This window comes from Dinoroseobacter sp. S375 (assembly GCF_049800775.1).
Classification (GTDB): Bacteria; Pseudomonadota; Alphaproteobacteria; order Rhodobacterales; family Rhodobacteraceae; genus Dinoroseobacter.
Genome location: NZ_JBNAFR010000003.1, coordinates 201,142 through 228,132 on the forward strand (window position 1 = coordinate 201,142; position 26,991 = coordinate 228,132).

The following is a 26,991-nucleotide window of genomic DNA, read 5'->3' on the forward strand; positions in this document are numbered from 1 at the left end:
TGCAAAAAGAGGCGCCGTGGCGCCTCTTTCCGTATTCGGGTTTGCGTGGGATCAGCGGCTGATCAGCGTCGGCATCCCCAGCATCTTGGAGAACGAGAACCGGTCCTCGCGCTTGCTCACCAGCGGGATCGGGAAGTTCGCCATCCGCTTGTGTCGCGAGAAGATCGAGCCGGTGAAGGGCTTGCGCTTGCTCAGGAGCGAGATCGGGAAGTTCGCCATGCGCCCATGTCTGGGGATCAGCGTGCCCGTAAAGGGTTTGCGGTCGCTTATCAGCGGGATCGGGAAGTTGGCCATGCGCGGCGCGCCCGGGATCAGAGCATTGGTCCCGGTCTTGCCATTGATCAGAAGCGGGAAGGGCCAGTTCGCCATGCGCTGGTGGCGCGGGATCAGCGAGCCGGTATAGGGCTTGCGCTTGCTGATCAGCGGGATCGGGAAGTTCGCCATCCGGGCGTGGCGCGGGAACAGGAACTTGTCCGAGGGCTTGCGCCGAATGGTCAGCGGGATCGGGAAGTTGGCCATCCGGGCATGGCGCGGAAAGGCGAACTCGTCGCGCGGCTTCATCCGAATGGTCAGCGGGATCGGGAAATTGGCCATCCGGGCATGGCGCGGGAAGGCGAACTCGTCCTTGGGCTTGCGGTGACTGATCAGCGGGATCGGCCAGTTCGCCATGTAATGGTTCGTCTCGTCAGGGTCCCGTTCGCGGGTCAGGAAGAGCGGGTGATCCGTCAGAACGCTGGTCGACTTGCCCGGCTTGTCCGCGACATAGACCTCTTCCACCAGATCGCCCATGTCCTTGGCGCCCATGGCCGCAGTCGTGTCCCGGGTCGTCTGGGCCACGCCAAGCGGCTTGTGCCCGGCATTGACCATCAGAACGGCGCCGCCCTTGGCCAGCGCCTTTTCATAGGCCTTGGCGGTTGCCTTTTCCACATGGGCCGCAGTCAGCGTGTCGGTCAGGCCGTCGGCATCGGTGTAGAGCCGCAGAATGCTGCGTGGAAAGCGCTGCGAGAGAAACCTGCGCTCCGCCGCCTTCGCTTGCTTTGCGTCTTCGAAATACCGCGTGATGACTTTTGTCATGATGCCTCCGCCTGTTCGGAATGTGTGTCCGATACGGACCTTGCGGACCGCGTGGTGTCAGGGCCCTGCGCAAACCGCGCCTTACCCAGCAACGGGAGTAAGGTAGCGCAAGCAAGGCCAAGGAAAACGATTTCGATGAGAAAAACGGCGTTATAGGGGGTGTGGACTGCGACCCCGCTCTCGCCGCCGCCGGCCAGGATCACATCCCGTACGATCCCCGCGAGGGCAATGCCGAGCCCGGCTGCGGTGGCCTGCACAGCCCCCCAGGTGCCCAATGCCATGCCGATCTGGTCCTTGCGCGCCATGCGCATGGTCGCCGTCAGGGTGGCATGGCCGAACAGCCCCGCGCCCAGTCCGCAGGCCAGTGTGCCCGCCAGAAAGACCTGCGCCCCGCCGCCCATGGAGGACAGGATGATCGCGGCAAATCCGGGGATCCCGATCAGCGCACCGATCAGGCCCAGCCGGATCGGCGCCCCGCCCGAGCCGAGGATGCGCGAAGCGATCCCGAAGCCGATCAGCGTGCCGCCCGCGAGCAGGGCCGTGAGTTTCGTGGTCTCGGCCACCGAAAAGCCGAGGGCCTGACCGCCATAGGGTTCCAGCAGCACATCCGCCGCCCCGAACCCGAAGGTCCCGAGCGCAATCACCACCAGCAGGCGCATCTTGCCCGGGGCCTGTACCAGTTTGGCCAGCGCGACGCGGAACGGATCATGCTTGGCAACGGCCATCTTCTGGGCGCGGACGCGGTCACGGGCTTCCTGCTTCCACATGGCGAACATGTTCAGCGAAACCGTGATCACCGCGGCGCCCTGGATCACCTGGATCAGACGACCGGGCGTGTAATTTTCAAGAAGCGCACCGAAGATCAGCGCGCTCACCACCATCCCGAAGAGCAGCATGACATACATCAGGCCGACCACCTTGGGCTGGTCTTCTTCCTCGACCAGATCTGTTGCCAGGGCGAGGCCCACGGTCTGGACCATATGCATGCCCGCGCCCACCAGCAGGAAGGCAAGGCCCGCCGCGGACATCCCGATCCAGCGCGGGGCGTCCACCGCCTCGCCATAGCCAGACAGCACCAGCAGCGAGAAGGGCAGGATTGCGAAGCCGCCAAACTGATAGAGCGTGCCCTTCCAGATATAGGGCACCCGGCGCAGGCCGAGGGCCGAGACATGGGTGTCCGACTTGTACCCGATCAGGGTGCGGAAGGGCGCAAAGAGCAGGGGCAGCGCAAGCATCCCCGCCACAAGGGTCGCGGGCACGCCAAGCTCGACGATCATCACGCGGTTCAGGGTGCCGACCAGCAGCACCACCGCCATCCCGACGGTCACCTGAAACAACGAGAGACGGAGCAGCCGCGACAGGGGCAGATCGTCCGTCGCGACATCTGCAAAGGGCAGATAACGCGGACCGATCGTGGCCAGTTTGCGTAAAGCGAAGTCGCGGTAATTCAGCATCACCCACTCATATTCGGGGGTCAAAAGGGACCTGCGGACAGGTGCCCGCAGATCTCAGGACAGTCTTGACGGTCAGAGGACGCGTCAGTGTTCCATCGTATGCACGGGAGGTGCAGCGCTGGCGAGGACCGCCGTCGTGGTGGATCCGTCCGGCATGATCACGAGGACCTGCTGGCCGCCATCCTGCGCGGGCATCACATAGGACGCTTTCGCGGTCTCGACATCCTTCAGCATCGTCGCCGAGGCTTCTTCCTGATCGCCCGTCCCCAGAGGTTGGCCGGACAGGAAGTCAGACACCCAGGAGGTGTTGCTCAGAACAGCAACATGGACAGAAAAGGAGCCGAGTGCGACGGCGCCGAGAAATACGGGCACGCCTACGGCGGGAGGCACGACAAGCCACATCTTTGCGTTGTTCATGTCGGTCCTCCGTTATCCGAGCCAGGGCGTCGAAGCCGCGACCAGGAAATGCGCAAGCAGCGCGATTGCACCGAAGACACGCGTGCCATCAATCAGATAGCTGTGCACCTCTTCAGCTTCGTTCAGGGTCAGGCCTGTGGGCCAGACCTTATCGGGGTCATCGGACATATGGGTCCTCCTTCAATGCGGCGTCATTTGAAGCGCAATGACGATCAGCAGTGCATTGCACCAATGATGCCACGCAACTTTACGGTCTCGAGACGTCCTTCTCCGGACCGCAGGCTTAGTGTGTCATGATTTATAGACATTGCAAGTGTAAATAAGAATTTACAATACGACGCTTTGAGGGGGCGACTCAGGGTCAAGAAGCTCAAGCGTTTCAGAACTTTGCCGGTGCTCGCGGGCTGTATCCCACCCGGTGGCGCGGGCCTGACAGGCCTGAACCCACATCTGAGATACACAAGATGGCGCGAGAATCGCTTTTTGCAAATCTTGAGTGCAGATTTGATCGGCCGGCCACTGACAGGCGCGCGCCGCCCCGTGTCTGTCCCGGCCTTTGCCGCGCAGCGCTGCCTCTGTTCCGCGGCTGGAAAGCCTGCGTCATGGCCGCGCTTCAAGAGGTCTTGCACGGGACCATCAGAGGGGATAAACGACCCGTCATTGTCCCGCCCGTTCGCCTTGAACGGTGGCCCGGAAGCTCCTGAAAACGGCGCATCGGACCCGGGACAGCAGCCCTCCGGGGGTGCAAAAAGGAAGAAAAGCGCCGCTGTAGCTCAGCTGGTAGAGCACGTCATTCGTAATGATGGGGTCGGGGGTTCGAGTCCCTTCAGCGGCACCACTTTCTTCCCCGAACCTTCCCCGTTCTGAGCTACGTTACATCAGACCACCCGTATCAAGTGCCTTGGCCGAAACCACGTTCCGCTCGGGGTTCCGCAGGGTGTAGCGCGTCCAAAGATGGTCCGTGTGGACCCCCATCTGGGGCTGTCGGATCTTCGCGAAGGTGGCAGCACCCGTTCTCAACGAGGTTGCGACGGGACAGACACGGGGGGCCGCCCCCCATGCCCTCCGCGTCAGATGTCGAGCGTGTTCACCCGCTCCCATTCCGAGAAGTGGGAGACATAGGAATTCCATTCCTGCATCTTCATCTTCAGGTAGGCGTTGGAGAACTCCTCGCCCATGGCCGCCTTGAGCCCCTTGTCGCGGTCATAGGCGCGCAGCGCGTCGAGCAGGTTCAGCGGCAGCTTGGGCGCGCCCCGGACCTTGTGGCCCTCGGCATACATGTCGATGTCGTGTCGCTTGCCCGGATCGGCCTTGCTGCGGATCCCGTCGAGACCCGCCGCGATGATCACCGCCTGCAGAAGATAGGGGTTGGCCGCGCCGTCGGGCAGGCGCAGCTCGAACCGGCCTGGGCCGGGGACACGGACCATATGGGTGCGGTTATTGCCGGTCCATGTCACCGTATTCGGCGCCCATGTCGCCCCGGAGACCGTGCGCGGTGCGTTGATCCGCTTGTAGCTGTTTACCGTCGGGTTGGTGATCGCCGCCAGCGCCGAGGCGTGCTTCATGATCCCGCCGAGGAAATGCTTGCCCCGCTCCGACAGGCCCACCTCGCCGGTCTGCCCATCGCCCTCACCCGCAAAGACATTGGTTCTGGCATCCGCCCCGGGCGCGTCCCAGACCGAGATATGCGCGTGACAGCCATTGCCGGTCAGGCCCTCGATGGGCTTGGGCATGAAGGTTGCGCGGAAGCCGTGTTTCTCGGCGACGGACTTGGTCATGAACTTGAAGAAGCTGTGCTTGTCGGCTGTCCTGAGGACATCGTCGAACTCCCAGTTCATCTCGAACTGGCCATTCGCGTCTTCATGGTCGTTCTGATACGGCCCCCAGCCCAGAACGAGCATGTAGTCGCAGATCTCGCGCACCACGTCATAGCGGCGCATCACGGCCTGCTGGTCATAGCACGGCTTCTCGGCTGTATCGAACGGGTCCGAGATCTGCGTGCCCTCGGGGGTCAGCAGGAAATACTCCGCCTCCACCCCGGTCTTCACATGCAGGCCCTCGCTGGCGGCCTCGTCGATCAAGCGACGCAGGACGTTGCGCGGGGCCTGCGCGACATCCGCGTCTTCCATGACGCAATTGCTCGCGACCCAGGCGACTTCGGGCTTCCAGGGCAGCTGGATCACCGAAGAGGCATCCGGCACGGCCAGCATGTCCGGATGGGCCGGGGTCATGTCGAGCCAGGTGGCAAACCCGGCAAAGCCCGCGCCTTCTTTCTGCATGTCGGCGATGGCCTGCGCGGGCACCAGCTTGGCCCGTTGGCCGCCGAACAGGTCCGTGAAAGAGATCATGAAGTAATTGACACCCTTGTCCTTGGCGAAGGCGGCGAGATCAATGGTCATGTGGCGTTGTCCTGTTGTCGGTTTGGGTCGAAATGAAGGGGCGCCCGCGGCGCGGGGCATGGCGGTTCGGTCTGGTCAGAAACTGGTCCCTGGTTTGCCCGGATACCAGTCGGTGCCGGCCAGAGGGATCCGCGCCATGGCTGCGGCCTCCATGGTCAGGGCGCAGAGGTCCTCGGGTTCCAGATTGTGCAGGTGGCTCTTGCCGCAGGCCCGCGCGATGGTCTGCGCCTCCAGCGTCATCACCTTGAGGTAGTTGTTCAGCCGCCGACCGCCTTCGACCGGGTCAAGCCGGGACATCAGATCCGGGTCCTGGGTGGTGATGCCCGCCGGGTCATTGCCCTCGTGCCAGTCATCATAAGCGCCCGCGGTGGTGCCGAGCCGCTGGTAGTCATCCTCCCAGCGCGGGTCATTATCCCCCAGCGCGATCAGGGCCGCCGTACCGATGGCCACCGCATCCGCGCCGAGCGCCATGCATTTGGCCACATCGGCCCCGGTGCGTACACCGCCCGAGACCACCAGCTGCACCTCCCGGTGCATGCCCAGATCCTGCAATGCCCGCACCGCCTCGCGGATGCAGGCGAGGATCGGCTGGCCCACATGTTCGATGAAGACGTCCTGCGTGGCGGCCGTGCCCCCCTGCATCCCGTCCAGCACGACCACATCCGCCCCGGCCTTCACAGCAAGCGTCGTATCGAAATAGGGCCGTGCACCGCCGACCTTGATATAGATCGGCACCTTCCACGAGGTGATTTCCCGCAGCTCGAGGATCTTGATTTCCAGATCATCGGGGCCGGTCCAATCCGGATGGCGGCAGGCCGAGCGCTGGTCGATGCCCTTGGGCAGGTTGCGCATCTCGGCCACGCGGTCGGAGATCTTCTGGCCCAGAAGCATGCCGCCCCCGCCGGGTTTCGCGCCTTGCCCGACCACAACCTCGATCGCATCGGCCTTGCGCAGATCATCCGGGTTCATCCCGTAGCGCGAGGGCAGGTACTGGTAGACCAGCTTGTCGGAATGCCCGCGCTCCTCGGGGGTCATGCCGCCATCGCCGGTGGTGGTCGAGGTGCCCGCGAGGGTCGCGCCCCGGCCCAGAGCCTCCTTCGCGGGGCCCGACAGCGCGCCAAAGGACATGCCCGCGATGGTGATCGGGATGTCCAGCTCGATGGGGTTGGCCGCAAAGCGCGTGCCCAGCGTCACCCGCGTGTCGCAGGTCTCGCGGTAGCCCTCCAGCGGGTAGCGTGAGATCGAGGCGCCCAGAAACAGCAGATCGTCAAAATGCGGCACCTTCCGCTTCGCTCCGCCGCCGCGCACGTCATAGATCCCCGTGGCCGCCGCGCGCCGGATCTCGGCATTGACGCTCTGGCTGAAGGTGGCCGACTGGATCGGTTCGGTCCGCGGAGGACCATCCTGCTTGATGTCCTTCATCTCTGGGTCCTCAATAGGCATTGTCGATATGGAAGTTGTAGAGCTTGCGCGCCGAGCCGTAGCGCTTGAACTCTTCGGGTTTCGCATCGCAGCCCCCGCGCGCGAGCAGGTCCGCCAGGATCTCGAGATGTTCGGGCCGCATCTCCTTCTCGATGCAGTCCGCGCCGAGCGATTTGACGGAACCGCGCACGAAGAGGCGCGCCTCGTAGATCGAATCCCCCAGCGCATCGCCCGCATCGCCGCAGACCACGAGGTTGCCCGATTGCGCCATGAAGGCGGACATGTGCCCGACATTGCCATGGACCACGATGTCGATCCCCTTCATCGAGATCCCGCAGCGCGACGAGGCATTGCCCTTGATCACCAGCGTGCCGCCATGGCCCGTCGCCCCGGCATATTGGCTGGCATCGCCATCGATCACGACCGTGCCGCTCATCATGTTCTCGGCCACGCCCGGGCCCGCCGAGCCATGAACATGGACCGTGGCCTGCTTGTTCATCCCGGCGCAGTAATAGCCGGTCGAGCCTTTGACAGTCACCTCGATCGGGGCGTCGAGACCGACCGCGATGGCGTGACTGCCGCGTGGGTTCACGACCTCCCACTGGGTCTGGTTGGTGGTCTCTGCCTGCGCATGGAGGGTGGCGTTCAGGGCGCGCAATCCCTGCGCCTCAAGGTCAAAAATCTGCATCTCAGTGGTTCCAGAAATAGACGGTGGCGGGCTCGGGCTCCCAGACGCGGGCGGTGTCGATCCCGGGCAGGTTGACCAGCGCGCGGTATTCGGAGCCGAAGGCGACATATTGGTCGGTCTCGGCCATGACTGCCGGTTTGCAGGCAATCGGGTCGCGGACCACGCCGAACCCGTCCTTGGTGCCCACCACGAAGGTGAAGAACCCGTCCAGATCCTCAAGCGAGCTTTCCAGCGCATCGCCCAGGGTCGCGCCATTCTGCATTTTCCAGGTCAGGTAGGCGGCGGCCACCTCGCTGTCATTCTCGGTCTCGATGCGCACGCCCTCGCGTTTCAGCTTGCGGCGCAGGGAGTTGTGGTTCGACAGGGACCCGTTGTGGACAAGGCATTGGTCGGACCCGGTATTGAAGGGATGCGCGCCCATGGTGGTGACGGCGGATTCCGTGGCCATGCGGGTGTGGCCGATGCCATGGGTGCCGGACATCTCGGAAATGCTGAACCGTGCGGCGACGTCCTTGGGCAGGCCCACTTCCTTGTAGATCTCGATGATGTCGCCAACGCTCATCACCCGGATCGCGGGGTCATGGGCCTCCAGCGCGGCGCGGGTCGCCTCGACCTGCGCGGTGGGCACCTCCAGCACTGCATGGGTGTCCTTCTGGTCCAGAGTAATGGGGGCACCGATCGCGGTCCCCAGCGTGTCGGCCAGCCCGTCAAACACCGTCTCGGGGTGATCAGACTGGATCGTCAGCTTCGACACTCCGCTCTGCTCATCGCCATAAAGGGCAAGGCCCGCACTGTCCGGACCGCGATCGGTCATGGTGACCAGCATATCCGTGAGCATGGCGCCCAGCGCGGGCTCCAGCGATTTGTCCTTCAGAAATAGGCCGACGATCCCGCACATCCGCACGTTCTCCATGATCTGGGGTTTGGCCGGACGGTAGCATTCCCCCCTGGCGATTCACAACCATGAAGAATAAAAATTTCACCACAGGAATATTTCCGGCGTCTCGAACGCTTACCGCCCCTGCGGATAGCTGATGATCGAGATGTAGCGCGCGGGCAGGTCCACCAGTGTTTCCGGCCCGTGCGGGGCATCCGCATCGAAAAACAGTGTATCGCCCGGGCGCAGGGGATAGACTTCGGCCCCGTGCCGGTAATCCACCGCGCCGCTGAGCATGTAGATCGTCTCGAGCCCGCCATGCTGGAACGTGTCGAACGTGTCGGATTCCGCGGTCAGCTCTATCAGGTAGGGTTCGACAATCACGCCGCTCGCATTGCTGCCGATATGGCCCAGCAGGTTGTATTGATGCCCCGCCCGCGTGCCCTCGCGCGCGATCTCGACGCCCTTGCCCGCCTTGGTATGCACGGCCTCGCGCCGCTCTTCATATTGCCGAAAGAACGCGGTGAGCGGCACCGACAGCGCGTTGGCCAGCGATTGCAGGGTCGAAAGCGAGGGCGAGGTATTGCCGTTTTCGATCTTGGACAGCATCCCGATGGAGAGCCCGGTCAGGTCGGAAAGTTCGGCGACCGTGATGCCGTGCTGCTTGCGAAAGGCCCGGACCTCGCGCCCGATCGCGACCTCCAGCACGCTCTCGCGCCCGGCCTGAACGGAATGGGGGTCCTGACTCAGTTTGACGACCATCGGTGTCTCCATCACTGGGGTACGCGCCGGGACAGGGGGCACGCACGGGGCTTCAGAGTTTCTTCTGATTGCCACTTTCTTTCCTGAGATTACACTAGGCGGATCGAAATCAAACCTCCACCGGGCCCATGACACAGACCATGACCGCCGGGTTTCTGATCTCGTCAGGCTTTCCGATGGCATGCCTGACCTCGATGATCGAACCCTTGCGCGCTGCCAACGAGATCCACGGCACGGATGTCTTCCGGTGGCGGTTGCTGTCCGAGGGGGGCGGGCAGGTCACGTCCAGCGCGCAGATCGGGTTCGAGACGGATCCGCTGCGGCGTGAGGACCCGGTTTTTGACTATCTGATCCTGCTCTCGGCCCCGACTGCCCGCCTTGCCACGCCGGCCACGGTCGGGATCCTGCGACGGCAGGCGCGGCACGGGGCGGTGCTCGGTGCGGTGAGCGGCGGGGTTTTTCCCCTGGTCCGGGCAGGGCTGGCGCCGGACACCCCCGTCGCGGTGCATTGGTGTTATCAAGCCGCCTTTGAGACGGCCTTCCCGGATCAGGCGGCCACGGATCAGGTGCTGGAGTGGCGCGGCAAGACGATCACGGCGGCCGGGGCAGCGGCGGCCTTTGACCTTGCGCTTTTGATGATCGAGCAACGGCTCGGACGGGCGCTGGCGACCGAGGTGGCCTGCTGGTTCCAGCACCCGGTGATGCGCCGGGGCGATGTGGCTCAGGCCATTCCCGCGCTTTTGTCCGAGGCACCGGGGGCCGAGTTGCCGCCGCTGGTGGCGCAGGCCGTGCGCCTGTTCTCCGAGACGCTGTCCGAGCCGCCCGGGGTGGCCGAGGTTGCAGCGCGGCTGGAGATCTCGCCCCGGCAGTTGGAGCGCGCCTTCAAGCAGGCGACCGGGCTCAGCCCCTCGCGCTATGCGCGCAAGCTGCGGATGGAGGCCGCACGCCAGATCGTGCTCTATACCAATGACCGGCTGGCCGAGATCGCGCAGGCCGTGGGCTATGGCGATGCTCAGACCTTTGGCAAGCATTACCGGGCGGCCTTCGGGAAATCGCCGCTGGAGGACCGGGCGCAGATCAACCTGTTCCGGGTGACCGGCAACCTGCCGGTGCCCTCGACCTAGATCGCGCCCATCGCCGTCAGCAGCGCATGGTGCAGCGAGCCCGCTGCCGAGCGTGGCCCGAGAATGCGCAGCCCGGCCTCTTGCCCCCGCCACCAGACGAAGCAGCCGAGATGGTCGAGCGTCGTGCGCTGCACCCCGCCGGGATCCATGCGGCGCAGATCGACGGGGCAGAGCAGTTCCATCGCCGCGACCATCCCCTCCCCCTGCAGGTCGAAGACGACCCAGCCATCGGTCTGCTCGGTGATCGAGGCACTCTCGCCGAAGCGCTGTTTCAGGCTGGCGGCAAGGTCCGCGTCGCGGGCCAGTGGAGCGGCGATCATCCACGCCTCCGGCCCGATCCAGAACCCGGCCTCGTCCGCGCGCTCGGTTGCTCGTCCCGGTGCGGGCACCGCATCAAGCAAAGCGATCAGATGGTGCTGGCAGGCTGCCTCCTGCCCCTGCCGCGCGGTGACCGAGGCCAGCGCGAGATCCGGGATCTCGGTCAGGGTCAGGTGGCCCACCGTATCGACCCGGGGCGTCCTGCCGCCGAGGGCGGTCAGCGGGTTCTGGGTGAGAAGGATCTCAGTCACGGAGCCGCTCTCCTTCGGGGTCGATGAAATGGGGTGAGACGACCTCCACCGCATGATCCACGCCCGTAAGCGGGCTGACCACGCGCAGGATCTCACCCAGGCGCGCGCCCCCGGACTTGAGAAATCCCAGTGCGATGGCATGACCCAGATGGGGTGAGAAACAGGCCGAGGTGACATATCCCTGATCCTGCGCGGCGGTGACCGGGGCGTCCTGCGCCACCAGATGCGCCCCCGCCGGCACGGGCAGGGCGGGATCCACGGGTTTGAGCCCCACCAGACGCAGCGCATCGGGCGCGGTCAGCCCCGCGCGGCGGGACAAGGTGCTGCCGATGCTGTCTTTCTTTTCGGACACCATCCGCGCCATTCCGAGGTTCAGCGCCGTGGTGGTGCCATTCAGCTCATTGCCCGCTGGATGCCCTTTCTCGATCCGCATGACGCTCAGCGCCTCGCTGCCATAGGCGACCACGTCATACTCGGCGCCCGCGGCCATCAGCTTGCGGATCAGGGCATCGCCATAGCGGGTCGGCACGGCAATCTCATAGGCCAGCTCGCCCGAGAACGAGATCCGGAAGAGCCGCGCCCGGATGCCATCCACGCTGATCTCGCCACAGGCCATGTAAGGAAACGCCGCGTTTGAGATGTCGTGTTCCGGGTCCACGGCCTTCTGCAGAAGACGCCGCGCATTTGGCCCGGCCACCGAGAACTGGGCCCAGGCCTCGGTGGTCGAGATGAGCTGCACATCCATGTCGGGAAAGAGGCATTGGCGCACGAATTCCATATGGCGATAGACGCTGACCGCGTTGGCGGTGGTCGTGGTGACGACGAAATGGTCCTCGGCCAGCCGTGCGGCGGTGCCGTCATCCATGGCGATGCCATCCTCACGCAGCATCAGCCCGTAGCGGACCTTGCCCACGGGGACCTTGGCGAAAGGGTTGCAATAGACCCGGTTGAGGAAGGCCGCCGCATCCGCGCCCTGCACATCGATCTTGCCGAGGGTCGTCACATCGCAGATCCCCACGGACTTGCGGGTCTGCAGCACTTCGCGGTCCACCGCTTGCCGCCAATGGGTCTCGCCCGGTCGGGGGAACCATTGCGCGCGCAGCCACATGCCGACCTCGACGAAAACCGCGCCTTGCTCTTCGGCCCAGTGGTGCGACGGCGTCTTGCGGGTGGGTCGGAACGCCGCGCCGCGCGATCGCCCGGCAAAGGCCCCGATGGCGGTGGGCGTATAGGGCGGGCGGAACATGGTCGTGCCCACCTCGGGGATCGGCTTGCCCGCAAGTTCGGCCATCACCGCGAGCCCGCCCATATTCGACGTCTTGCCCTGATCCGTGGCCATGCCCAGTGTCGTGTAGCGCTTGAGATGCTCGACGGAGGTGAAATTCTCCTGATGGGCCAGTTGGATATCCTTGACGGTGACATCATTCTGTTGGTCGAGCCAGGCGCGTTTGGCCCCGGCCACGTGCCAGAAAGGTGTCAGGCGCACCGGAGCATCCGCGGTCTCGGGCAGGTCCGGGCAGGGGGCGATGATCCCCAGATCGGCCAGCGCGGCCTGTGCGCATTCCGCGCCGCTGCGCAGGGCCCCGGCGGTGGTGAGCTGCCCCGAGGCCGCTCCCGCCACGCGCAATCCGTCAGGCAGGCTGTCCCCGGGGACGAAGGCGGCGATGGTCTCGTCCCATGTCGGTCTGCCGCGATGGTGGCTCGCCAGATGCAGGTTCGGGTTCCACCCACCCGAGACACCGAGGGCGCCGCAGGCCAGCTGCCGCTCTGTGCCATCCGCGGTGGTGACCGTGATCCCGGTCAGTCCGAGCCGTCCGCGTGTCTGGGTGATGGTCGCGCCCTGGAGGACCTCGACCTCTCCATGGGTGGGCGCGTCCGGGCGCGTGTCGAGAATGGCGGCAATCTCGACCCCGGCGGCCTGCAGGTCCATCGCCGCGCGGTGCCCGTCATCGTTATTGGTGAAGATCGCGACCTGCCGGGCCGGGGTGACCGCCCAGCGGTTGACATAGCTGCGCAGGGCCGAGGCGAGCATGATCCCCGGCCGGTCATTGTTCTCGAACGCAATGGGCCGTTCTGTGGCCCCTGCGGCCAGCACCGCGCGCTTGGCATAGATCCGCCAGAGGATCTGGCGCGGTTTGCCCGGCGGCGGGGTGGCCACATGGTCCCAGACCCGCTCCAGCGCGCCATAGATGCCGTGGTCGAACCCGCCAAGGACCGTGGTCCGGGGCATGATCCGGACATTGGCGAAGCTTCCCAGCTCAGCCATGACCGCGCTGGCCCAGTCAGCCCCCGGCTGGTCGCCGATGCTGTAGGTCTCGGAATTCAGCCGCCCGCCCAGACGGAAATCCTCGTCGGCGAGGATCACCTCCGCCCCCGCGCGCGCCGCGGTCAGGGCGGCCAACAGCCCTGAGGGTCCCGCGCCGATCACCAGAAGGTCGCAATGGCGGAACCCCTTGTCATAGGCATCCGGGTCGTCCAGCGCCGAGAGCGCGCCGAGCCCGGCAGCCCTCCGGATGATCGGCTCATAGACCTTTTCCCAGAAGGCGGCGGGCCACATGAAGGTCTTGTAATAGAACCCCGCTGCAAAGAAGCGCGAGAGCCGATCATTGATGGCCATGGCGTCGAAGGCGAGGCTCGGCCAGCGGTTCTGCGACGTCGCTTCCAGCCCGTCGAAGAGCTCCGCCGTGGTGGCGCGGGTGTTCGGCTCTGCCCGCGCGCCGCTGCGCAGGGTGATGATGGCGTTCGGTTCCTCCGAGCCTGCGGTCAGGGGGCCGCGAGGGCGGTGATACTTGAAGGACCGCCCCATGAGCCGCACGCCGTTGGCCAGCAGCGCCGAGGCCAGCGTATCGCCCGCATAGCCGCCATAGGTCTTGCCATCGAAGCGAAAGCTGAGCGGTGTGGCGCGGTCGATCTGCCCGCCTGAAACACGGTGGATCTGGCTCATCGCGACCGACCTTCCCGGCGGGCCACGTCCCGGGCCAACTCGACCGAGGTGATCTCATGGGTGAGGGTGTTGCGGGTCACGACGAGCCAGGACCGGTCCCCCTGCTCGTGGAACCACAGCTCCCGGTGTAGTCCGGCGGGGTTGTCGCGCAGATAGCCGTAACGCGTGAACGCCTCCAATGCGCCCTCGGCCATGCCATCCGGGCGCTGGATCAGGGCGGCATCGCCAAGATAGGTGAACTCCGCAGCGTCGCGGGGGCCAAGCAGGGGGTGGTCAATGATCATGGCAGCACCTCAATGCAGGTTGGGCTGATTGCCCATGCCTTTTTCGTCGATCATGTGCCCGGTGGCGAAGCGATCGAACCGATAGGCTGTGGCGGTGGGGTGGGGGGCATCCGTGGCGAGCAGATGGGCATAGGCATAGCCCGAGGCCGGCGTGGCCTTGAACCCGCCATAGCACCAGCCGCCATTGAAATAGAGCCCGTCGATATGGGTCCGGTCGATGATCGGCGAGCCATCCATGCTCATGTCCATGATCCCGCCCCACATCCGCAGGAGGCGCGCGCGCCCCAGCATCGGGAAGATCGCCATCCCGCCCTCGCAGACATCCTCGACCACGGGCAGGTTGCCGCGCTGGGCATAGGAGTTGTAGCCGTCGATATCGCCGCCAAAGACCAACCCGCCCTTGTCGGACTGGCTGACATAGAAATGCCCGGCCCCGAAGGTGATCACCCCCGGCAGCAGGGGTTTCAGCCCCTCCGAGACGAAGGCCTGCAGGACATGGCTCTCGATCGGCAGGCGCATCCCGGCCTGTGCCATCACCCGGCTGGAGGATCCGGCCACGCAGACCCCGACCTTGCCCGCCCGGATCGGCCCTCGGGTCGTTTCCACCCCGGTGCAGACACCGTTCTGGATGGCAAAGCCGGTGACCTCGCAATTCTGCAGGATATCCACGCCGAGCTGGTCGGCAGCGCGTGCATAGCCCCAGGCCACCGCGTCATGGCGCACGGTACCGCCGCGATGCTGGGCCAGCCCGCCCTTGATCGGAAAGCGGGCATCGGCGGTGTTCAGGAAGGGGTAGCGCGCGGTGATCTGCGCTGTGCTCAGCAGATCCGCATCCGCGCCATGCATCCGCATCGCATTGCCCCGCCGGATGAAGGCATCGCGCTGGGCGTCCGTGTGGATCAGGTTGAGGATCCCGCGCTGGCTGACCATGGCGTTGTAGTTGAGCTCCTGCTCCAGCCCTTCCCAGAGTTTCAGCGAGAACTCGTAGAAGGGTTCATTGCCATCCAGCAGGTAATTCGAGCGGATGATCGTCGTGTTGCGCCCGACATTCCCGCCGCCGATCCAGCCCTTCTCGAGCACGGCCACCCGGTGCTGGCCGTATTTCGCGGCGAGGTAATAGGCCGTGGCAAGCCCATGCCCGCCGCCGCCGATCACCACGATGTCGTATTGCGGCTTCGGCTCCGGATCGCGCCAGGCCGGACCCCAGCCCCGGTGCCCGGTGAGGGCTTCTTTGATGACGCGAAAACCTGAATAGCGCATGCGGTTCGGACTCCTTCCGGGTCACCATGGGCGCATTGCCCTTGTTTTGTCCCGGTGAAACCCGACCCGGGGTCAGGCAAATCGGACATCGGGGTGGAAAAGACGGCTCGCGCGCGGTTCAGTCGTCCTGCGCGTCTTCCGACGCCAGAAGCCGGTCCGCAATGGCCATGGTGTCGTCCAGATGGCTTTCGACCGCGGCGCGCGCGGCCGCCGCGTCCCCGGCCGCGATCGCGTCACAGATCCGGTCCATGTGTTCGGGTCCAGGGCGGGCGCGGTCGGGCTGGGTCAGGGTCAGCAGGCGCAACCGGCTGATGCGTCCGTTGAGGCGCTGAACGACCTCCCACGCGACGCTGTGCCCGGCCCCTTGGAAGATCTCGGCGTAGAATTCCGAGCTTGTGCGAAATACCGCGCCGGGGCTGGCCACTGCGACAGCCTGCTTGAGCCGGTCGAGGGCAGCGCGCAGGCGGGTGATGCCCTCGGGGGTGATATTGCGGGCGCAGGCTTCGGCGGCGGCGGTCTCCAGCGCGCGGCGGATATCGTAGATCTGCCGCGCGTCGTCCCGGCTCATCCGGGCGACGATGGGTCCGCGCCCGGGCAGGATCTCGACCAGACCTTCGGCCTCGAGATAGCGGATCGTTTCGCGCACCACCGTGCGGCTCACCCCAAGCTGGTCGCAAAGCGGGCGTTCCACCAGACGCTGACCCGGTTCGAAGACGCCTTCGATGATGGCCTCGCGCATCCGCTCCTGCACGAGGTCGCGCAGGGTGGCGGGAGGGTGGTCGATCTTCGCAAGGGCCGGTTTGGACATGGGTCTCAGGATAGGTCCCGCGCTGCGGCGGAGCAAGATCATATTGACAGATGATATTATGGTATACCAGATTTGAGCCAGCGAATCCTGAAAGGCGAGGCCATGGCGGCAGAGATCCGAAAAACGCTTCTGCATGTTGAAAAGACCCTGATCGAGGGGGGCAAGGCGGCGAAGACACCCCTGACCCTGATCGCGGCGGTGGCAGTGATCCGGAACCCCTGGGCCGGGCTGGGCTTTGTCGAGGACCTGCGCCCGGCCATCACGGACTGCGCCCCGGGGCTCGGCGCGCTGCTCACCGAGATGATCCTTGGCGCCGCGGGCGGCGGTGACAAGGTCGAGGGCTATGGCAAGGCCGCGATTGTCGGGGTCAATGGTGAGGTGGAGCATGGCTCGGCCCTGATCCACACCCTGCGCTTCGGCAATCACTATCGCGAGGCGGTGGGTGCGAAATCCTACCTCGCCTTCACCAACACACGCGGTCCCGCCTACGCATCCTTGCAGATCCCGCTGATGGACAAGAATGATGGCGGGCGGCGCAGCCATTACCTGACGATTCAGCTCGCGATCCCGGACGCCCCCGCGCCGGACGAGATCGTGATCGCGCTGGGCGCCTCGATTGGCGGGCGACCCCATCACCGGATCGGGGACCGGTATCAGGACCTCAAAGAGCTTGGCCATGACGTCGATAACCCAGCGGCAGTTTGACGGACCCGGGCGTGTCGCGTTTCGCGAGTGCGGGCGGGGCGCGCCGCTTGTCCTGCTCCACGGGGTCGGGATGCAATCGGCGGCCTGGGCGCCGCAGATCGCGGCCCTGTCCTGCGATCACCGGGTGCTCGCGCTGGATCTTCCGGGCCATGGAGGGAGCGCGCCGTTGCCGGGGCGCCCGCAACTGCCGGATTATGTCGACTGGCTGCACGGGGTGCTGGAGGGGCTGGGTCTCGGCCCGGTCTGCCTTGTCGGTCACTCCATGGGCGCGATGATCGCGACCGGCTATGCGGTGACGCATCCGCGCCATGTGCGCCGGGTGGCGCTGCTGAACGGCGTCTACCAACGGGATCCGCAGGCGCGGCGCGCGGTGATCGCCCGCGCTGCAGAGATCCGCGCCGGTGCGGTGGATCTCGAGACACCACTGGATCGCTGGTTCGGTCAGGATCCCGACACTGATACTGACACCGAAACCGTGCGCGCGCAGGTGCGCGGCTGGCTCGCGGCGATGGACCCAAAAGGCTACGCGGACGCCTATGGCGCTTTCGCAGCGGGCGACGGGATCTACGCCCCCAAGATGGGCGAGATCGCAGCACCGCTTCTGGCGCTGACCGGTGCGCTGGATCCGAACTCCACACCGGCCATGGCGCGGGAAATGGCGCGGGCTGCCCCGCATGGCCGCGCGGTCGTGCTGGACGGTGCGCGCCATATGGCAAACCTGACCGCCCCCGAGGAGGTCAACACCGCGCTGACCGCATGGTTGCGGGACGGGACCGCAGAAAGGCGCCGCGCATGAGCACGCTCGATCCCATGGAACTGCGCAAGGCATTCGGCACCTACCTGACCGGTGTCACCGTGGTCACCGCGATGGATGCGGCGGGTGCGCCGCTGGGCTTCACGGCAAACTCCTTCACCTCGGTCTCGCTCGACCCGCCGCTGGTGCTGGTCTGCCTCGCCGGCAGCTCGCAGAACTTCGAGGCCTTCACCCGGGCCGAGCGCTTTGCGGTGAATATCCTCGCCGACAGCCAGATCGCGCTATCGAACACCTTTGCCCGCCCGGCGGAGGACCGGTTTGCCGGGGTGGACTGGTCCCCGGGCCCAAACGGCGCGCCGATCCTGGCCGGGGTCTCGGCCTGGTTTGATTGCGACATGTTCCGGACAGTCGAGGCCGGGGACCATGTGATCCTTATCGGCAGGGTGCAGGCCTTTGACCATACGCCTGCCCCCGGGCTGGGCTATGCGCGCGGGGCCTATGTGGCACCCTCGGCGGAGGCGGATGCTCTGACCCCGCGCCGGGACATGGTGGTCTCGGCCCTGATCGAGCGGGATGGTCAGGTCCTGTTGCAGGATGCCGGGGATGGCAGCCTGACCCTGCCCATGAGCGATGACGTGACGGGCGGCGTGCAGGGCACGCTCGACCGGCTGATCGCAGGGACCGGCCTGAAGGCCGAGCCGGGGTTCATCTATGCCGTCTATCAGGACGCGCGTCTGAACCGGCGGCATGTCTCGTTCCTCTGTCCGGCCCCCGCAGGCACCCCGCGGCGCGGCAGCTTTACCGTGCTCAACCCCTCGACCCTGATGGATGTGGCGGATCCCGCAACCTGCACCATGCTGGAGCGGTTTGCCGAGGAAAGCCGCCTCGGCAATTTCGGGGTCTATTACGGAACCGAAGTGACCGGCGAGGTCAGACCGCGCGCGACAGGAGGCGCAGCCACCCCATGAAGTTTTCCCTTTTCGCGCATATGGAGCGGATCTCGCCCGATCAGGACCAGAAGCAGCTCTATGACGAGTTCATCGCGCTCTGCAAAATCGCGGATGCGGGCGGGATGCATGCGGTCTGGACAGGCGAACACCATGGCATGAACTTCACCATGGCGCCGAACCCGTTTCTCAACCTGATCGACGTGGCGCGCCATACGCAGCATGTCCGGCTTGGCACGGGCACGGTGATTGCGCCCTTCTGGCACCCGATCCGGCTGGCTGGCGAGGCGGCGATGACCGATCTGATCACCGACGGGCGGCTCGATCTCGGGATCGCGCGGGGGGCCTATTCCTTTGAGTACGAGCGGATGATGCCGGGCCTCGATGCCTGGGAGGCGGGGCAGCGCATGCGCGAGCTGGTTCCGGCCGTGCAGCGGCTCTGGGAGGGGGACTATACCCATGAGGGGGAGTTCTTCCGATTCCCCAAGACCACCTCCGCGCCGCAACCCCTGCAACCGGGCGGTCCGCCGATCTGGGTCGCGGCCCGCGATCCGAACAGCCATGAGTTTGCCGTGGCCAATGGCTGCCATGTGCAGGTCACGCCCTTGTGGAATGGCGATGGCGAGGTCGCGGATCTTATGGCCAAGTTCAAGGCGGCCTGTGCGAAATACCCCGCGCAGCCACGGCCGAAGATCATGCTGCTCCGCCACACCTACGTGGCCGAGGATGCCGCGGATGTGGCGCGGGCGGCAATCGAGCTGAACCGCTTTTACTGCTATTTCGGCGCGTGGTTCATGAACAAGCGCGAGATCCATCAGGGCCTGATTGACCCGCTGAGCGAGGATGAGATTGCAGCCCATCCGATGTATTCCCCGGCGAACATGGAACGGGATCTGGTGATCGGCACAGCGGGCACGGTGATCGACCGGCTGCGCAAATGCGCCGAGCTGGGCTATGATGAGTATTCCTTCTGGGTGGATTCCAGCATGAGCTTCGAGCGCAAGAAAGCCTCGCTCGAACGGTTCATCGCCGATGTCATGCCCGCGTTCCAATAGGACCCTGAGCATGCAGCAGTTCCAGCACTATATCGACGGCGCCTTTGCCGAGGGTGCGCGCCAGTTCGAAAGCCTCGATCCCGCCAATGGCCAGCCCTGGGCGCGGATGCCCGAGGCGAGTGTCGCCGATGTGGACCGCGCGGTCGCGGCGGCCGATGCCGCTTTCCTTGCGCCTGACTGGGCCGGGATGACCGCGACCGCCCGGGGCAAGCTTCTCTACCGTCTGGCGGATCTGATTGCTGAACATGCGGGGCGTCTGGCCGAGTTTGAGACCCGCGATACGGGCAAGATCATCCGCGAGACCTCGGCCCAGATCGCCTATGTTGCCGACTTCTACCGCTACTATGCGGGCCTTGCGGACAAGATCGAGGGCGCGCATCTGCCCATCGACAAACCGGATATGGAGGTCTGGCTGCGCCGGGAGCCTATCGGCGTGGTGGCCGCTATCGTGCCCTGGAATTCGCAGCTCTTTCTCTCGGCGGTCAAGATCGGCCCGGCGCTGGCGGCGGGCTGCACGGTGGTGCTCAAGGCATCCGAGGACGGACCGGCGCCGATGCTGGAATTTGCCCGGATTTTTGATCAGGCGGGGTTTCCCAAGGGTGTCCTGAACGTGATCACTGGCGGGCCCGAGGTGGGCGCGCGGCTCAGCAGCCATCCCAAGGTGGCCCATGTCGCCTTCACCGGCGGCCCGGAAACCGCGCGCCATATCCTGCGCAACTCGGCCGAGAACCTCGCCTCGACCTCGCTGGAACTGGGCGGCAAATCGCCTTTCATCGTGTTCGAGGATGCGGATCTGGACAGTGCCGCTAATGCGCAGGTCTCGGGGATCTTCGCGGCCACGGGCCAAAGCTGCGTGGCAGGCTCGCGGCTCGTGGTGCAGGCCTCGGTGAAGGAGGCGTTTCTCGCCCGGCTCAAGGCCAAGGCCGAGGCCGTGGTGATCGGTCCGCCGGACGCGATGGACACCGAGGTCGGACCGCTTTGCACCGCAGGCCAACGGGATGCCATCACCGACCTGACAAACCGTGCCATCGTCCAGGGCGCCCGCTGCGTGACCGGCGGAGCACCGCTGGAGGGGCCGGGGTATTACTTCCCGCCAACGATCCTCGATTGCTCGGATGCGCGCGCGGCGGACAGTCTCGTCGAAGAGTTCTTCGGGCCCGTCCTCTCGGTCGTCTCTTTCGAGACCGAGGCGGAGGCAATCGCCATTGCCAATGACACCCGCTATGGGCTGGCCTCGGGGCTGTTTACCCAGAACCTGACGCGGGCGCATCGGATGATCCGTGCGATCCGGGCCGGGATCGTCTGGGTCAACACCTACCGCGCCGTGAGCCCCATCGCGCCCTTTGGCGGGCATGGCCTGTCCGGGCATGGGCGCGAAGGCGGGCTGCAGGCGGCGCTGGACTACACCAAGATCAAGTCGGTCTGGCTGCGGACCAGCGATGAACCGATCCCCGATCCTTTTGTCATGCGCTAAGGCCCGACACGCGACCGGTGCATGAAAAAGCCCGGCGCTGGGGAACCAGGGCCGGGCTTTGCAGGTCTGTACGCAGATCAGGCCGAGGCGCGGTTCGGCTCCGCCGGATCCCCGGTCTCGTCGCTGGGCGTGATATCCACCACTTCGGGCACGATGACATCATCCTCGGGCGCTGGCTCGGCGCTCTTGTCTTCGATGGCACCCACGATCAGGGGCAACATCTCGGTCGAGTTCGTCAGCGCGATCTCGGATTGCGGCGGCTCGACCCAGGACAGGGCGTCGAAGGCGCCGCAATTGTCGCAGACCGGCACCCAGGCCGCGTGGATGTTGTTGCAGTTGCCACAGGTCCATTGCGGCCCGCGCGAGGCAGTGACGGCCTTGGCCAGCCAGGCGCGGACGATCGCGTCATCCGACCCTTCGCCCTTCTCCACAGCGGCCATGATCGTCAGGGACCGGGCGGTGGCCGCGGTCTCGTAGAGATCGCCGAGCGCCTTGCGCGCCGCCGGGAAATCCTCGGCCGCGATGAAGAGCTCGGCCATCAGCAGGCGCGATTCCACATGGTTCGGCTTGGGCTTGATCAGGGCCTCGAACCGCTTGATCCGCGCCGCGGCGGTCTCGTCCGGGGCGATCTCGGCATAGGCGGCGGCAAGCTCGGGATGGGGGTTCAGCTCCCATGCGCGCTTGAGCAGCTTGGTCGCCTGCCGGGGTTTGCCCGCGCGGATCGCCACGCGCGCCGCCATTGCCGCCGAGGGCACAAGCCCGGGCGCCATGCGGTTGGCGTCGTTGACCAGCGCATCGGCCAGTTCGGTCTTGTTGGCGCTCATGGCGTCCATGGCTTCGCTGACGGCCAGAACCGCATCACGACGCTTATGCACATCGCGGGGCAGGTCGCCGGTCTTCAGCTTGGCCGCCAATGTCTTGCGCGCACCGGACCAGTTCTCGTCACTGGCCTGCAGGCGCAGCAGCGTGTCCTGCACCTCGGTGTGGCGGGGCTTGAGCGCAAAGGCCTTCTCGGCCAGCGCCATCGCCGTCTCGGTATCGCCATCGGCCAGCCGCTGGCTCAGCAGGCCGCGCACCCCGGCGAACTTCGTCCGTTCATCGGTGAGCATGGTCTTGTAGGTCTCGGCAGCCTTGGCTCGGTCACCGGCCAGCTCCGCCGCCTGCGCGGTCAGCAGGCTGGTGAGGTCCGGACGGCCCAGATAGCGCTCGGCGCGCGCAGCCTTGGCCATGGCGACCCGACCTTCGCCGGAGGCCAGAGCCATCATCCCCTGGGCCAGCGCCTCGAAACCCTTGCGCTCCCGCCCGCGGGAGAAATAGCGCGACACGGCGGTCTCATCGCCATTGAGGAATTTCAGGGTTGCCAGCAGCAGCCCCGCCGCCTTGAACAGGAGCCATGCCGAAAGGAGCAGAAGCAGCATCAGCACCACCGCCGCCACGGGCGAGAGCGTGAATTCGGTCGAGGCCACGGCGATGCGCACTTGCTCGCCGGTATCCATCAGGAACGTGGCCCCAAAGGTGAGCGCCGCGACCATCGCGACGAAAATCAGGATCTTGATAAGTGACCAAAGCATCGGGGCGCCCTCAGTTCGAATTGATTTCAGTGGCGAGCGCGTCCAGCGCGGCGATCGCGTCGACCCGGGCCTGCGCAGCACCGATCCAGGAACTCATTGCGCTTTGACCTTCTTCGGGCAGCGCGGCGATTTCGGCCAGGGCCGCTTCGAGCTGCCCGGAATCCACCGCCTCCTGAGCGCGGGACAGGATCGCATCCGGATCATCCCCTTCCTTGGCGGTCAGCGACCGTGCCCCGACCTGCGCACGCAGGAAGGCAAAGACGCGGTCCTGCGGCGCGTCGCCCACGGTCGCCTTGAGCGAATCCGCGAGACCGGCCCGGGCGGCTGCCGGGAATTGCCGTTGCAGCTCCAACAGGGTGTCGACCCCGCTTGCGGCCACGGTGGTCAGCGCCTCGGGGACCGGAACGGTGATCCCTTCGACGGCACCGGCAAAGCCCGATCCGTTCTCGAGCGCCGCCGACAGGTTCGACACCAGAGCCCGGTTGGAGGCTTCGTCCACAGCCGATTGCGTTTCGCTCTGCAGCGCCCCGGCCTGGCTGCGCACGGCCTCCATCTCAGCCTGGGCGGCTTCCATCTGCGCCTGCGCCGCGGCGGCGGCTTCGGCCAGTTGGGCCTGCATGGCGGCATTTTCTTCCTGTTGCTGCGCCAGGGTTGCCTGCAGCGCGGCCATGGCGGCGCTGTCGGCGGTCTCGGTGCCCTCGGGCAGCGCGGCGATGGCGGCCATTTGTTCTTCGAGATTCGAGATCAGGCCGGTCTGGGCTGAAATCTCTGACTGGAGCGTGCCAAGCTCGCCCTGCAACCCGCCGAGCTGGTCGGCGACGCTGGCCACGGTGCCTTCGACGCTTTCCACTGCGCCCGCGATGGCATCGACGCGCGGATCCTCGGACGGGGCGCTGGCCACGGTCGCCAGCTCGCTCTGCAAGGCGGCGAGGCTGGTTTCCAGTGTGCCGATCTTGGCGATCTCGGCGGAATTGTCTTCGGTCCCGATGATGCCTTCGCCCACCAGGTAATAGCACAGCCCAAAGCCCAACCCGGCAGCGACCACACCACCGAGGAACGGGCCCATGAAGCCGCCCTTCTTCTGCACCACGACCGGTGCAGGTTGCGGCGCAGGCTGCGGCGCGGTCTCCGCTGTCGACAGATCCTCGATGACCGGCTCCGGTTGCGGTTCGGGATCGGACATCTCGGAGGCGTCTTCGGGTTTCTCCGCATCCGGATCGGCAGTCACGTCGTCAGTGGTCACCTCGTCCAGCGTGCTGTCCTCGGTGGGGGTCTCATCGCTGGCGGTCTCGGGGGTTTCCTCGGTGACCTCGGCGTCGGATTCCGTGGCGTCAGTAGTCTCTGGGGTGTCGTCGGAGGTCGCGGCGACCTCCTCTTCCGTGGCTGTGTCCGCCGGCTGTTCGTCCAGAATTTCGGCGTCTTCAATCAGCTCGTCTTGTTTCGTCGTGGCCTCTGCGTCGAGGCTTTCTGGGCTGTGTTCGGTGTCGGATACCTGGTCCTCGGGTGTTTCGTTCGGGGTTTTTGGATCTGACACGGACAACATCCTTCCAAGAATTCACGGAGCCATGCGCCCGAATCCTCTTTCCGACCGCACCGTCTGCCAGACTAGCCAGAGGACCTGCCTGTCTCAAGGCGATTGCCCGCCCCATCGACCAAAAGAGCAGCCCGCATTGCCGCAGCTGTCGGCGTTTTAAGCGTCTCGACACCCGCATAAGCAGACCCGTCCAGAGCGCTTGCAACTGCAGTGCTCATCGCGACGATCCGCGCGTCGGGGGCTGCGGGGCATTCTGCGGCGAAAATCGCGGCGGTGCGCGGGGAAAAGAGCGGCACGAGGCAGGGCCCGGTGAGCGCCGCGCGCGCTGCGTCGGTCAGGGGGCAGGGGAGCTGATCATAGGCGATGCAGTCCCGCGCATCTTTGCCCGCCGCACGCAACCGCGCGGCGATCTCGCCCCGGGCATGGGCGCCGCGGATATGCAGGAACGGACCGGGCTGGGTCAGGGCGAGGGCGAGGACATCCTCCGCCGTGCCCTCCGCCGATTGTGCGTCATACCCTGCGGCGCGGGCCAGCTCGGCGGTGCGCGCCCCGACGCAAAGCGCCCGTTGCCCGGCGCGGTCGGGGGCCGCCGGGTAGCGCGCCACGCCATTGGCCGAGGTGAATATCAGCGTCACCTCGGGGGGCGCGGGCATGAGCCCGTCCCGCGTCTCGATCCGCAAGAGCGGCGTGATTACAGGGGCGAGCGTATCGGGGAGTGTGGCGGCAAATGCCTCCGCCTGCGCGCGGGGGCGCGTCAGCAGAACGGGGAGAGGCGGTTGTCTGACCATGGTCCCGGTGGTAGCTGCGGGGCAACGAAGGCGCAACCGAGGCAGGCCATGTCGGCGACCCCCCTGACCGTTCTGGGCATAGAAAGCAGCTGTGATGACACGGCGGCGGCGGTGCTGCGCGGGCCCGAGGTGTTGTCCTCGGTGGTCCATGGCCAAACCGCGCTGCATGCGGAGTTTGGCGGCGTGGTGCCCGAAATCGCGGCGCGCGCCCATGTGGAAAAGCTCGACGTGGCGGTGCAGGCCGCGCTGGAGGCGGCAGGTTTGCGGCTCGATCAGATGGACGCGATCGCCGTGACGGCGGGGCCGGGGCTGATCGGCGGCGTGCTGTCGGGGGTGATGCTGGCCAAGGGGCTGGCGGCGGCCTCGGGCGTGCCGCTGGTCGGGGTGAACCACCTCGCGGGTCACGCGCTGACCCCGCGCTTTACCGATGGGCTCGCCTTTCCCTACCTGATGCTGCTGGTCTCCGGGGGCCATTGCCAGTTCCTGAGGGTCGAGAGCGCGGAACGGTTCCACCGGCTGGGCGGCACCATTGATGACGCCCCCGGCGAGGCGTTCGACAAGACCGCCAAGCTCCTCGGTTTGCCGCAACCGGGCGGCCCGGCGGTCGAGGCCGAGGCACAGGCGGGCGAAGCCAAGCGGTTTGCCTTTCCCCGCCCGCTGCTGGATCGGGCTGGGTGCGATATGTCCTTTTCGGGCCTCAAGACCGCGCTGCTGCGTGCGCGGGACGCGGTCGTGGCCGAGCATGGGGGCCTGCGCCCGCAGGATCGCGCGGATCTCTGCGCCGGGTTTCAGGCGGCGGTCTGCGATGTGCTGGTCGAGAAGTCCCGCCGCGCGCTGGCCGACTGCAGTGACCTGACCGGGTTCGCCGTGGCCGGGGGGGTTGCGGCCAATGGTGCCGTGCGCGCCGGCCTGCAAGGGTTGGCTGAGGCCGAGGGGCTGCCCTTCGTGGCACCGCCCCTGCGGTTTTGCACGGACAATGCCGCGATGATCGCCTGGGCCGGGCAGGAGGCTTTTGCCGCCGGGCAGCGCGCGGACATGACCCTTGGGGCCCGTCCGCGCTGGCCACTCGATGACCGGCAACCGGCGTTGCTCGGGTCCGGCAAGAAGGGCGCCAAGGCATGAGCCCGTCGATAGATGTCATGGGAGCGGGCGCTTTCGGATCGGCCCTGGCCATCGCGCTGTGCCGGGGCGGGCGGGATGTGCGGCTCTGGTGCCGGGACCCGGCACAGGCCGAGGCGATGACGGGGGATCGCAAGGTGCCGCGCCTGCCGGGGGTGACCTTGCCGCCCGAGATCGCGGTGACCGCTGATGCGGCGGTGATGACCGCGCCGATCCGCCTGCTGGCGGTGCCGATGCAGGCGCTTGGCGGGCATCTGGCCGCGCATCGCCCGCCGCGCGGCACCGCGCTGGTCGCCTGTTGCAAGGGGCTTGATCTGGCTACGCGTCAGGGGCCCACGGGGCTTATCCAGAGCCATGCGCCGGACGGGATCCCGGCCGTTCTAACCGGGCCCAGCTTTGCCGCCGATATCGCCCGCGGCCTGCCCACGGCCTTGACCCTGGCCTGCGCGGATGGCGCACGCGCCGTGGATCTGCAGAACGCGCTGTCGACCGAGGATTTGCGGCTCTATCGCAGTGCGGACCCGATCGGGGCCGAGCTGGGCGGGGCGCTCAAGAACGTGGTGGCCATTGCCGCCGGGCTGGTGATTGGGGCGGGCCTCGGTGAGAGCGCGCGCGCTGCCCTGATGACCCGGGGCTATGTCGAGATGCAGCGGCTCGCCCAGCATCTCGGCGCGCAGCCGACGACCCTCGCGGGGCTCTCCGGGTTTGGCGACATGGTTCTGACGGCGACATCAAAGCAATCGCGCAACTTTGCCTACGGGCAGGCATTGGGGGCAGGCACCCGTCCGGCCCCAGGCGTCACGGTCGAGGGCCGGGCCACGGCCCAGGCCGTCGCGGGGATCGCCGCCGCCGAAGGTCTCGACATGCCGATCTGCACGATGGTATCCGCTGTGATCGACGAAACCCTGACCATAGAGCAGGCGATGGGGGCCCTGATGTCCCGCGACCTGCGAGAGGAATGA

25 protein-coding genes and 1 tRNA gene are annotated in these 26,991 nt (G+C 66.3%); 9 read left to right on the forward strand and 17 right to left on the reverse strand.

Going from position 1 to position 26,991, the window contains the following annotated elements; translation table 11 throughout:
- Positions 1 to 51: 51 nt before the first annotated feature.
- The 4 genes from ACP150_RS08815 to pufB form a co-directional block, all read right to left on the reverse strand.
- Positions 52 to 1,074, reverse strand: coding sequence for a PucR family transcriptional regulator (locus tag ACP150_RS08815; protein ID WP_424966225.1), 1,023 nt, complete (start codon positions 1,072 to 1,074; stop codon positions 52 to 54).
- A complete protein-coding gene (locus ACP150_RS08820; protein WP_424966226.1) occupies positions 1,071 to 2,528 on the reverse strand; it encodes a PucC family protein in 1,458 nt (485 codons plus the stop codon). Before ACP150_RS08820 ends, ACP150_RS08815 begins: the two co-directional genes overlap by 4 nt.
- 84 nt (positions 2,529 to 2,612) lie before the next feature.
- Complete coding sequence (locus tag ACP150_RS08825) at positions 2,613 to 2,945, reverse strand: light-harvesting protein (RefSeq protein ID WP_424966227.1); 333 nt, start codon at positions 2,943 to 2,945, stop codon at positions 2,613 to 2,615.
- 12 nt (positions 2,946 to 2,957) lie between these two features.
- Positions 2,958 to 3,113 carry a light-harvesting antenna LH1, beta subunit gene (gene pufB / locus ACP150_RS08830; RefSeq protein ID WP_424966228.1) on the reverse strand — a complete coding sequence of 52 codons (156 nt, stop codon included), beginning with the start codon at positions 3,111 to 3,113 and terminating at the stop codon, positions 2,958 to 2,960.
- Between the two features lie 594 nt (positions 3,114 to 3,707).
- Between pufB and ACP150_RS08835 the strand changes: the two genes are divergently transcribed.
- Positions 3,708 to 3,783, forward strand: a tRNA-Thr gene (locus ACP150_RS08835).
- Positions 3,784 to 4,015: 232 nt separating this feature from the next.
- On the opposite strand, the gene glnT is transcribed toward ACP150_RS08835, so the two are convergent.
- From glnT to ACP150_RS08860, 5 genes are all read right to left on the reverse strand, one after another.
- Positions 4,016 to 5,344 carry a type III glutamate--ammonia ligase gene (gene glnT / locus ACP150_RS08840; protein ID WP_424966229.1) on the reverse strand — a complete coding sequence of 443 codons (1,329 nt, stop codon included), beginning with the start codon at positions 5,342 to 5,344 and terminating at the stop codon, positions 4,016 to 4,018.
- 75 nt (positions 5,345 to 5,419) lie between these two features.
- Positions 5,420 to 6,766, reverse strand: a complete 1,347-nt coding sequence (locus ACP150_RS08845; RefSeq protein ID WP_424966230.1) for an FMN-binding glutamate synthase family protein — start codon at positions 6,764 to 6,766, stop codon at positions 5,420 to 5,422.
- A gap of 10 nt (positions 6,767 to 6,776) precedes the next feature.
- Positions 6,777 to 7,454 (reverse strand): protein GlxC, encoded by a 678-nt coding sequence (locus tag ACP150_RS08850; RefSeq protein WP_424966231.1) that lies wholly within the window; start codon positions 7,452 to 7,454, stop codon positions 6,777 to 6,779.
- Position 7,455: 1 nt separating this feature from the next.
- On the reverse strand, positions 7,456 to 8,352 hold the full coding sequence (locus ACP150_RS08855; RefSeq protein WP_424966569.1) for a class II glutamine amidotransferase: 897 nt from the start codon (positions 8,350 to 8,352) through the stop codon (positions 7,456 to 7,458).
- Positions 8,353 to 8,466: 114 nt separating this feature from the next.
- A complete protein-coding gene (locus tag ACP150_RS08860; protein WP_424966233.1) occupies positions 8,467 to 9,093 on the reverse strand; it encodes a helix-turn-helix domain-containing protein in 627 nt (208 codons plus the stop codon).
- Positions 9,094 to 9,221: 128 nt separating this feature from the next.
- Between ACP150_RS08860 and ACP150_RS08865 the strand changes: the two genes are divergently transcribed.
- Positions 9,222 to 10,217 (forward strand): GlxA family transcriptional regulator, encoded by a 996-nt coding sequence (locus tag ACP150_RS08865; RefSeq protein WP_424966234.1) that lies wholly within the window; start codon positions 9,222 to 9,224, stop codon positions 10,215 to 10,217.
- Here the strand turns inward: ACP150_RS08865 and ACP150_RS08870 are convergent.
- The 5 genes from ACP150_RS08870 to ACP150_RS08890 all read right to left on the reverse strand — a co-directional run bounded on the left by ACP150_RS08870 (position 10,214) and on the right by ACP150_RS08890 (position 16,082).
- Positions 10,214 to 10,786 (reverse strand): sarcosine oxidase subunit gamma, encoded by a 573-nt coding sequence (locus ACP150_RS08870; protein ID WP_424966235.1) that lies wholly within the window; start codon positions 10,784 to 10,786, stop codon positions 10,214 to 10,216. The genes ACP150_RS08865 and ACP150_RS08870 overlap by 4 nt on opposite strands.
- Complete coding sequence (locus ACP150_RS08875) at positions 10,779 to 13,730, reverse strand: sarcosine oxidase subunit alpha family protein (protein ID WP_424966236.1); 2,952 nt, start codon at positions 13,728 to 13,730, stop codon at positions 10,779 to 10,781. Before ACP150_RS08875 ends, ACP150_RS08870 begins: the two co-directional genes overlap by 8 nt.
- Positions 13,727 to 14,014, reverse strand: coding sequence for a sarcosine oxidase subunit delta (locus ACP150_RS08880; RefSeq protein ID WP_424966237.1), 288 nt, complete (start codon positions 14,012 to 14,014; stop codon positions 13,727 to 13,729). Before ACP150_RS08880 ends, ACP150_RS08875 begins: the two co-directional genes overlap by 4 nt.
- A gap of 9 nt (positions 14,015 to 14,023) precedes the next feature.
- Positions 14,024 to 15,274, reverse strand: coding sequence for a sarcosine oxidase subunit beta family protein (locus ACP150_RS08885; RefSeq protein WP_424966238.1), 1,251 nt, complete (start codon positions 15,272 to 15,274; stop codon positions 14,024 to 14,026).
- Between the two features lie 118 nt (positions 15,275 to 15,392).
- Positions 15,393 to 16,082, reverse strand: coding sequence for a GntR family transcriptional regulator (locus tag ACP150_RS08890; protein WP_424966239.1), 690 nt, complete (start codon positions 16,080 to 16,082; stop codon positions 15,393 to 15,395).
- A gap of 102 nt (positions 16,083 to 16,184) precedes the next feature.
- On the opposite strand from ACP150_RS08890, the gene ACP150_RS08895 reads away from it, so the two are divergent.
- From ACP150_RS08895 to ACP150_RS08915, 5 genes are read left to right on the forward strand one after another with little or no spacing between them, the layout of a single operon-like run.
- A complete protein-coding gene (locus ACP150_RS08895) occupies positions 16,185 to 16,787 on the forward strand; it encodes an amino acid synthesis family protein (RefSeq protein ID WP_424966570.1) in 603 nt (200 codons plus the stop codon).
- On the forward strand, positions 16,759 to 17,583 hold the full coding sequence (locus tag ACP150_RS08900) for an alpha/beta fold hydrolase (RefSeq protein ID WP_424966240.1): 825 nt from the start codon (positions 16,759 to 16,761) through the stop codon (positions 17,581 to 17,583). Before ACP150_RS08895 ends, ACP150_RS08900 begins: the two co-directional genes overlap by 29 nt.
- Positions 17,580 to 18,509, forward strand: a complete 930-nt coding sequence (locus tag ACP150_RS08905; protein WP_424966241.1) for a flavin reductase family protein — start codon at positions 17,580 to 17,582, stop codon at positions 18,507 to 18,509. The genes ACP150_RS08900 and ACP150_RS08905 overlap by 4 nt, the downstream gene beginning before the upstream one ends.
- Positions 18,506 to 19,543, forward strand: a complete 1,038-nt coding sequence (locus ACP150_RS08910; RefSeq protein ID WP_424966242.1) for an LLM class flavin-dependent oxidoreductase — start codon at positions 18,506 to 18,508, stop codon at positions 19,541 to 19,543. Before ACP150_RS08905 ends, ACP150_RS08910 begins: the two co-directional genes overlap by 4 nt.
- A 10-nt stretch (positions 19,544 to 19,553) precedes the next feature.
- Positions 19,554 to 21,017 carry an aldehyde dehydrogenase gene (locus ACP150_RS08915; RefSeq protein WP_424966243.1) on the forward strand — a complete coding sequence of 488 codons (1,464 nt, stop codon included), beginning with the start codon at positions 19,554 to 19,556 and terminating at the stop codon, positions 21,015 to 21,017.
- Between the two features lie 77 nt (positions 21,018 to 21,094).
- On the opposite strand, the gene ACP150_RS08920 is transcribed toward ACP150_RS08915, so the two are convergent.
- The 3 genes from ACP150_RS08920 to ACP150_RS08930 form a co-directional block, all read right to left on the reverse strand.
- Positions 21,095 to 22,588 carry a heme biosynthesis protein HemY gene (locus ACP150_RS08920; protein ID WP_424966245.1) on the reverse strand — a complete coding sequence of 498 codons (1,494 nt, stop codon included), beginning with the start codon at positions 22,586 to 22,588 and terminating at the stop codon, positions 21,095 to 21,097.
- 10 nt (positions 22,589 to 22,598) lie between these two features.
- The gene (locus ACP150_RS08925) at positions 22,599 to 24,122 is read right to left on the reverse strand and encodes a hypothetical protein (RefSeq protein WP_424966246.1); all 1,524 of its coding nucleotides are present in this window, start codon (positions 24,120 to 24,122) and stop codon (positions 22,599 to 22,601) included.
- A 71-nt stretch (positions 24,123 to 24,193) separates the two neighbouring features.
- Entirely contained in the window at positions 24,194 to 24,910 is a 717-nt protein-coding gene (locus ACP150_RS08930; protein WP_424966247.1) for a uroporphyrinogen-III synthase, read from the reverse strand.
- A gap of 48 nt (positions 24,911 to 24,958) precedes the next feature.
- On the opposite strand from ACP150_RS08930, the gene tsaD reads away from it, so the two are divergent.
- Complete coding sequence (tsaD, locus tag ACP150_RS08935) at positions 24,959 to 26,032, forward strand: tRNA (adenosine(37)-N6)-threonylcarbamoyltransferase complex transferase subunit TsaD (protein WP_424966248.1); 1,074 nt, start codon at positions 24,959 to 24,961, stop codon at positions 26,030 to 26,032.
- Entirely contained in the window at positions 26,029 to 26,991 is a 963-nt protein-coding gene (locus ACP150_RS08940; RefSeq protein ID WP_424966249.1) for an NAD(P)H-dependent glycerol-3-phosphate dehydrogenase, read from the forward strand. Before tsaD ends, ACP150_RS08940 begins: the two co-directional genes overlap by 4 nt.

Bases quoted from the DNA above. Each gene is read 5' to 3' on its own strand.
- glnT (WP_424966229.1), bottom strand. From the start codon at position 5,344: ATGACCATTGATCTCGCCGCCTTCGCCAAGGACAAGGGTGTCAATTAC.
- ACP150_RS08915 (WP_424966243.1), top strand. From the start codon at position 19,554: ATGCAGCAGTTCCAGCACTATATCGACGGCGCCTTTGCCGAGGGTGCG.
- ACP150_RS08875 (WP_424966236.1), bottom strand. From the start codon at position 13,730: ATGAGCCAGATCCACCGTGTTTCAGGCGGGCAGATCGACCGCGCCACA.
- ACP150_RS08880 (WP_424966237.1), bottom strand. From the start codon at position 14,014: ATGATCATTGACCACCCCCTGCTTGGCCCCCGCGACGCTGCGGAGTTC.
- ACP150_RS08815 (WP_424966225.1), bottom strand. From the start codon at position 1,074: ATGACAAAAGTCATCACGCGGTATTTCGAAGACGCAAAGCAAGCGAAG.
- ACP150_RS08855 (WP_424966569.1), bottom strand. From the start codon at position 8,352: ATGTGCGGGATCGTCGGCCTATTTCTGAAGGACAAATCGCTGGAGCCC.
- ACP150_RS08910 (WP_424966242.1), top strand. From the start codon at position 18,506: ATGAAGTTTTCCCTTTTCGCGCATATGGAGCGGATCTCGCCCGATCAG.
- ACP150_RS08845 (WP_424966230.1), bottom strand. From the start codon at position 6,766: ATGAAGGACATCAAGCAGGATGGTCCTCCGCGGACCGAACCGATCCAG.
- ACP150_RS08890 (WP_424966239.1), bottom strand. From the start codon at position 16,082: ATGTCCAAACCGGCCCTTGCGAAGATCGACCACCCTCCCGCCACCCTG.
- ACP150_RS08920 (WP_424966245.1), bottom strand. From the start codon at position 22,588: ATGCTTTGGTCACTTATCAAGATCCTGATTTTCGTCGCGATGGTCGCG.
- ACP150_RS08820 (WP_424966226.1), bottom strand. From the start codon at position 2,528: ATGCTGAATTACCGCGACTTCGCTTTACGCAAACTGGCCACGATCGGT.
- pufB (WP_424966228.1), bottom strand. From the start codon at position 3,113: ATGTCCGATGACCCCGATAAGGTCTGGCCCACAGGCCTGACCCTGAAC.
- ACP150_RS08850 (WP_424966231.1), bottom strand. From the start codon at position 7,454: ATGCAGATTTTTGACCTTGAGGCGCAGGGATTGCGCGCCCTGAACGCC.
- ACP150_RS08905 (WP_424966241.1), top strand. From the start codon at position 17,580: ATGAGCACGCTCGATCCCATGGAACTGCGCAAGGCATTCGGCACCTAC.
- ACP150_RS08940 (WP_424966249.1), top strand. From the start codon at position 26,029: ATGAGCCCGTCGATAGATGTCATGGGAGCGGGCGCTTTCGGATCGGCC.
- ACP150_RS08930 (WP_424966247.1), bottom strand. From the start codon at position 24,910: ATGGTCAGACAACCGCCTCTCCCCGTTCTGCTGACGCGCCCCCGCGCG.
- ACP150_RS08895 (WP_424966570.1), top strand. From the start codon at position 16,185: ATGGCGGCAGAGATCCGAAAAACGCTTCTGCATGTTGAAAAGACCCTG.
- tsaD (WP_424966248.1), top strand. From the start codon at position 24,959: ATGTCGGCGACCCCCCTGACCGTTCTGGGCATAGAAAGCAGCTGTGAT.
- ACP150_RS08860 (WP_424966233.1), bottom strand. From the start codon at position 9,093: ATGGTCGTCAAACTGAGTCAGGACCCCCATTCCGTTCAGGCCGGGCGC.
- ACP150_RS08900 (WP_424966240.1), top strand. From the start codon at position 16,759: ATGACGTCGATAACCCAGCGGCAGTTTGACGGACCCGGGCGTGTCGCG.
- ACP150_RS08865 (WP_424966234.1), top strand. From the start codon at position 9,222: ATGACACAGACCATGACCGCCGGGTTTCTGATCTCGTCAGGCTTTCCG.
- ACP150_RS08825 (WP_424966227.1), bottom strand. From the start codon at position 2,945: ATGAACAACGCAAAGATGTGGCTTGTCGTGCCTCCCGCCGTAGGCGTG.
- ACP150_RS08885 (WP_424966238.1), bottom strand. From the start codon at position 15,274: ATGCGCTATTCAGGTTTTCGCGTCATCAAAGAAGCCCTCACCGGGCAC.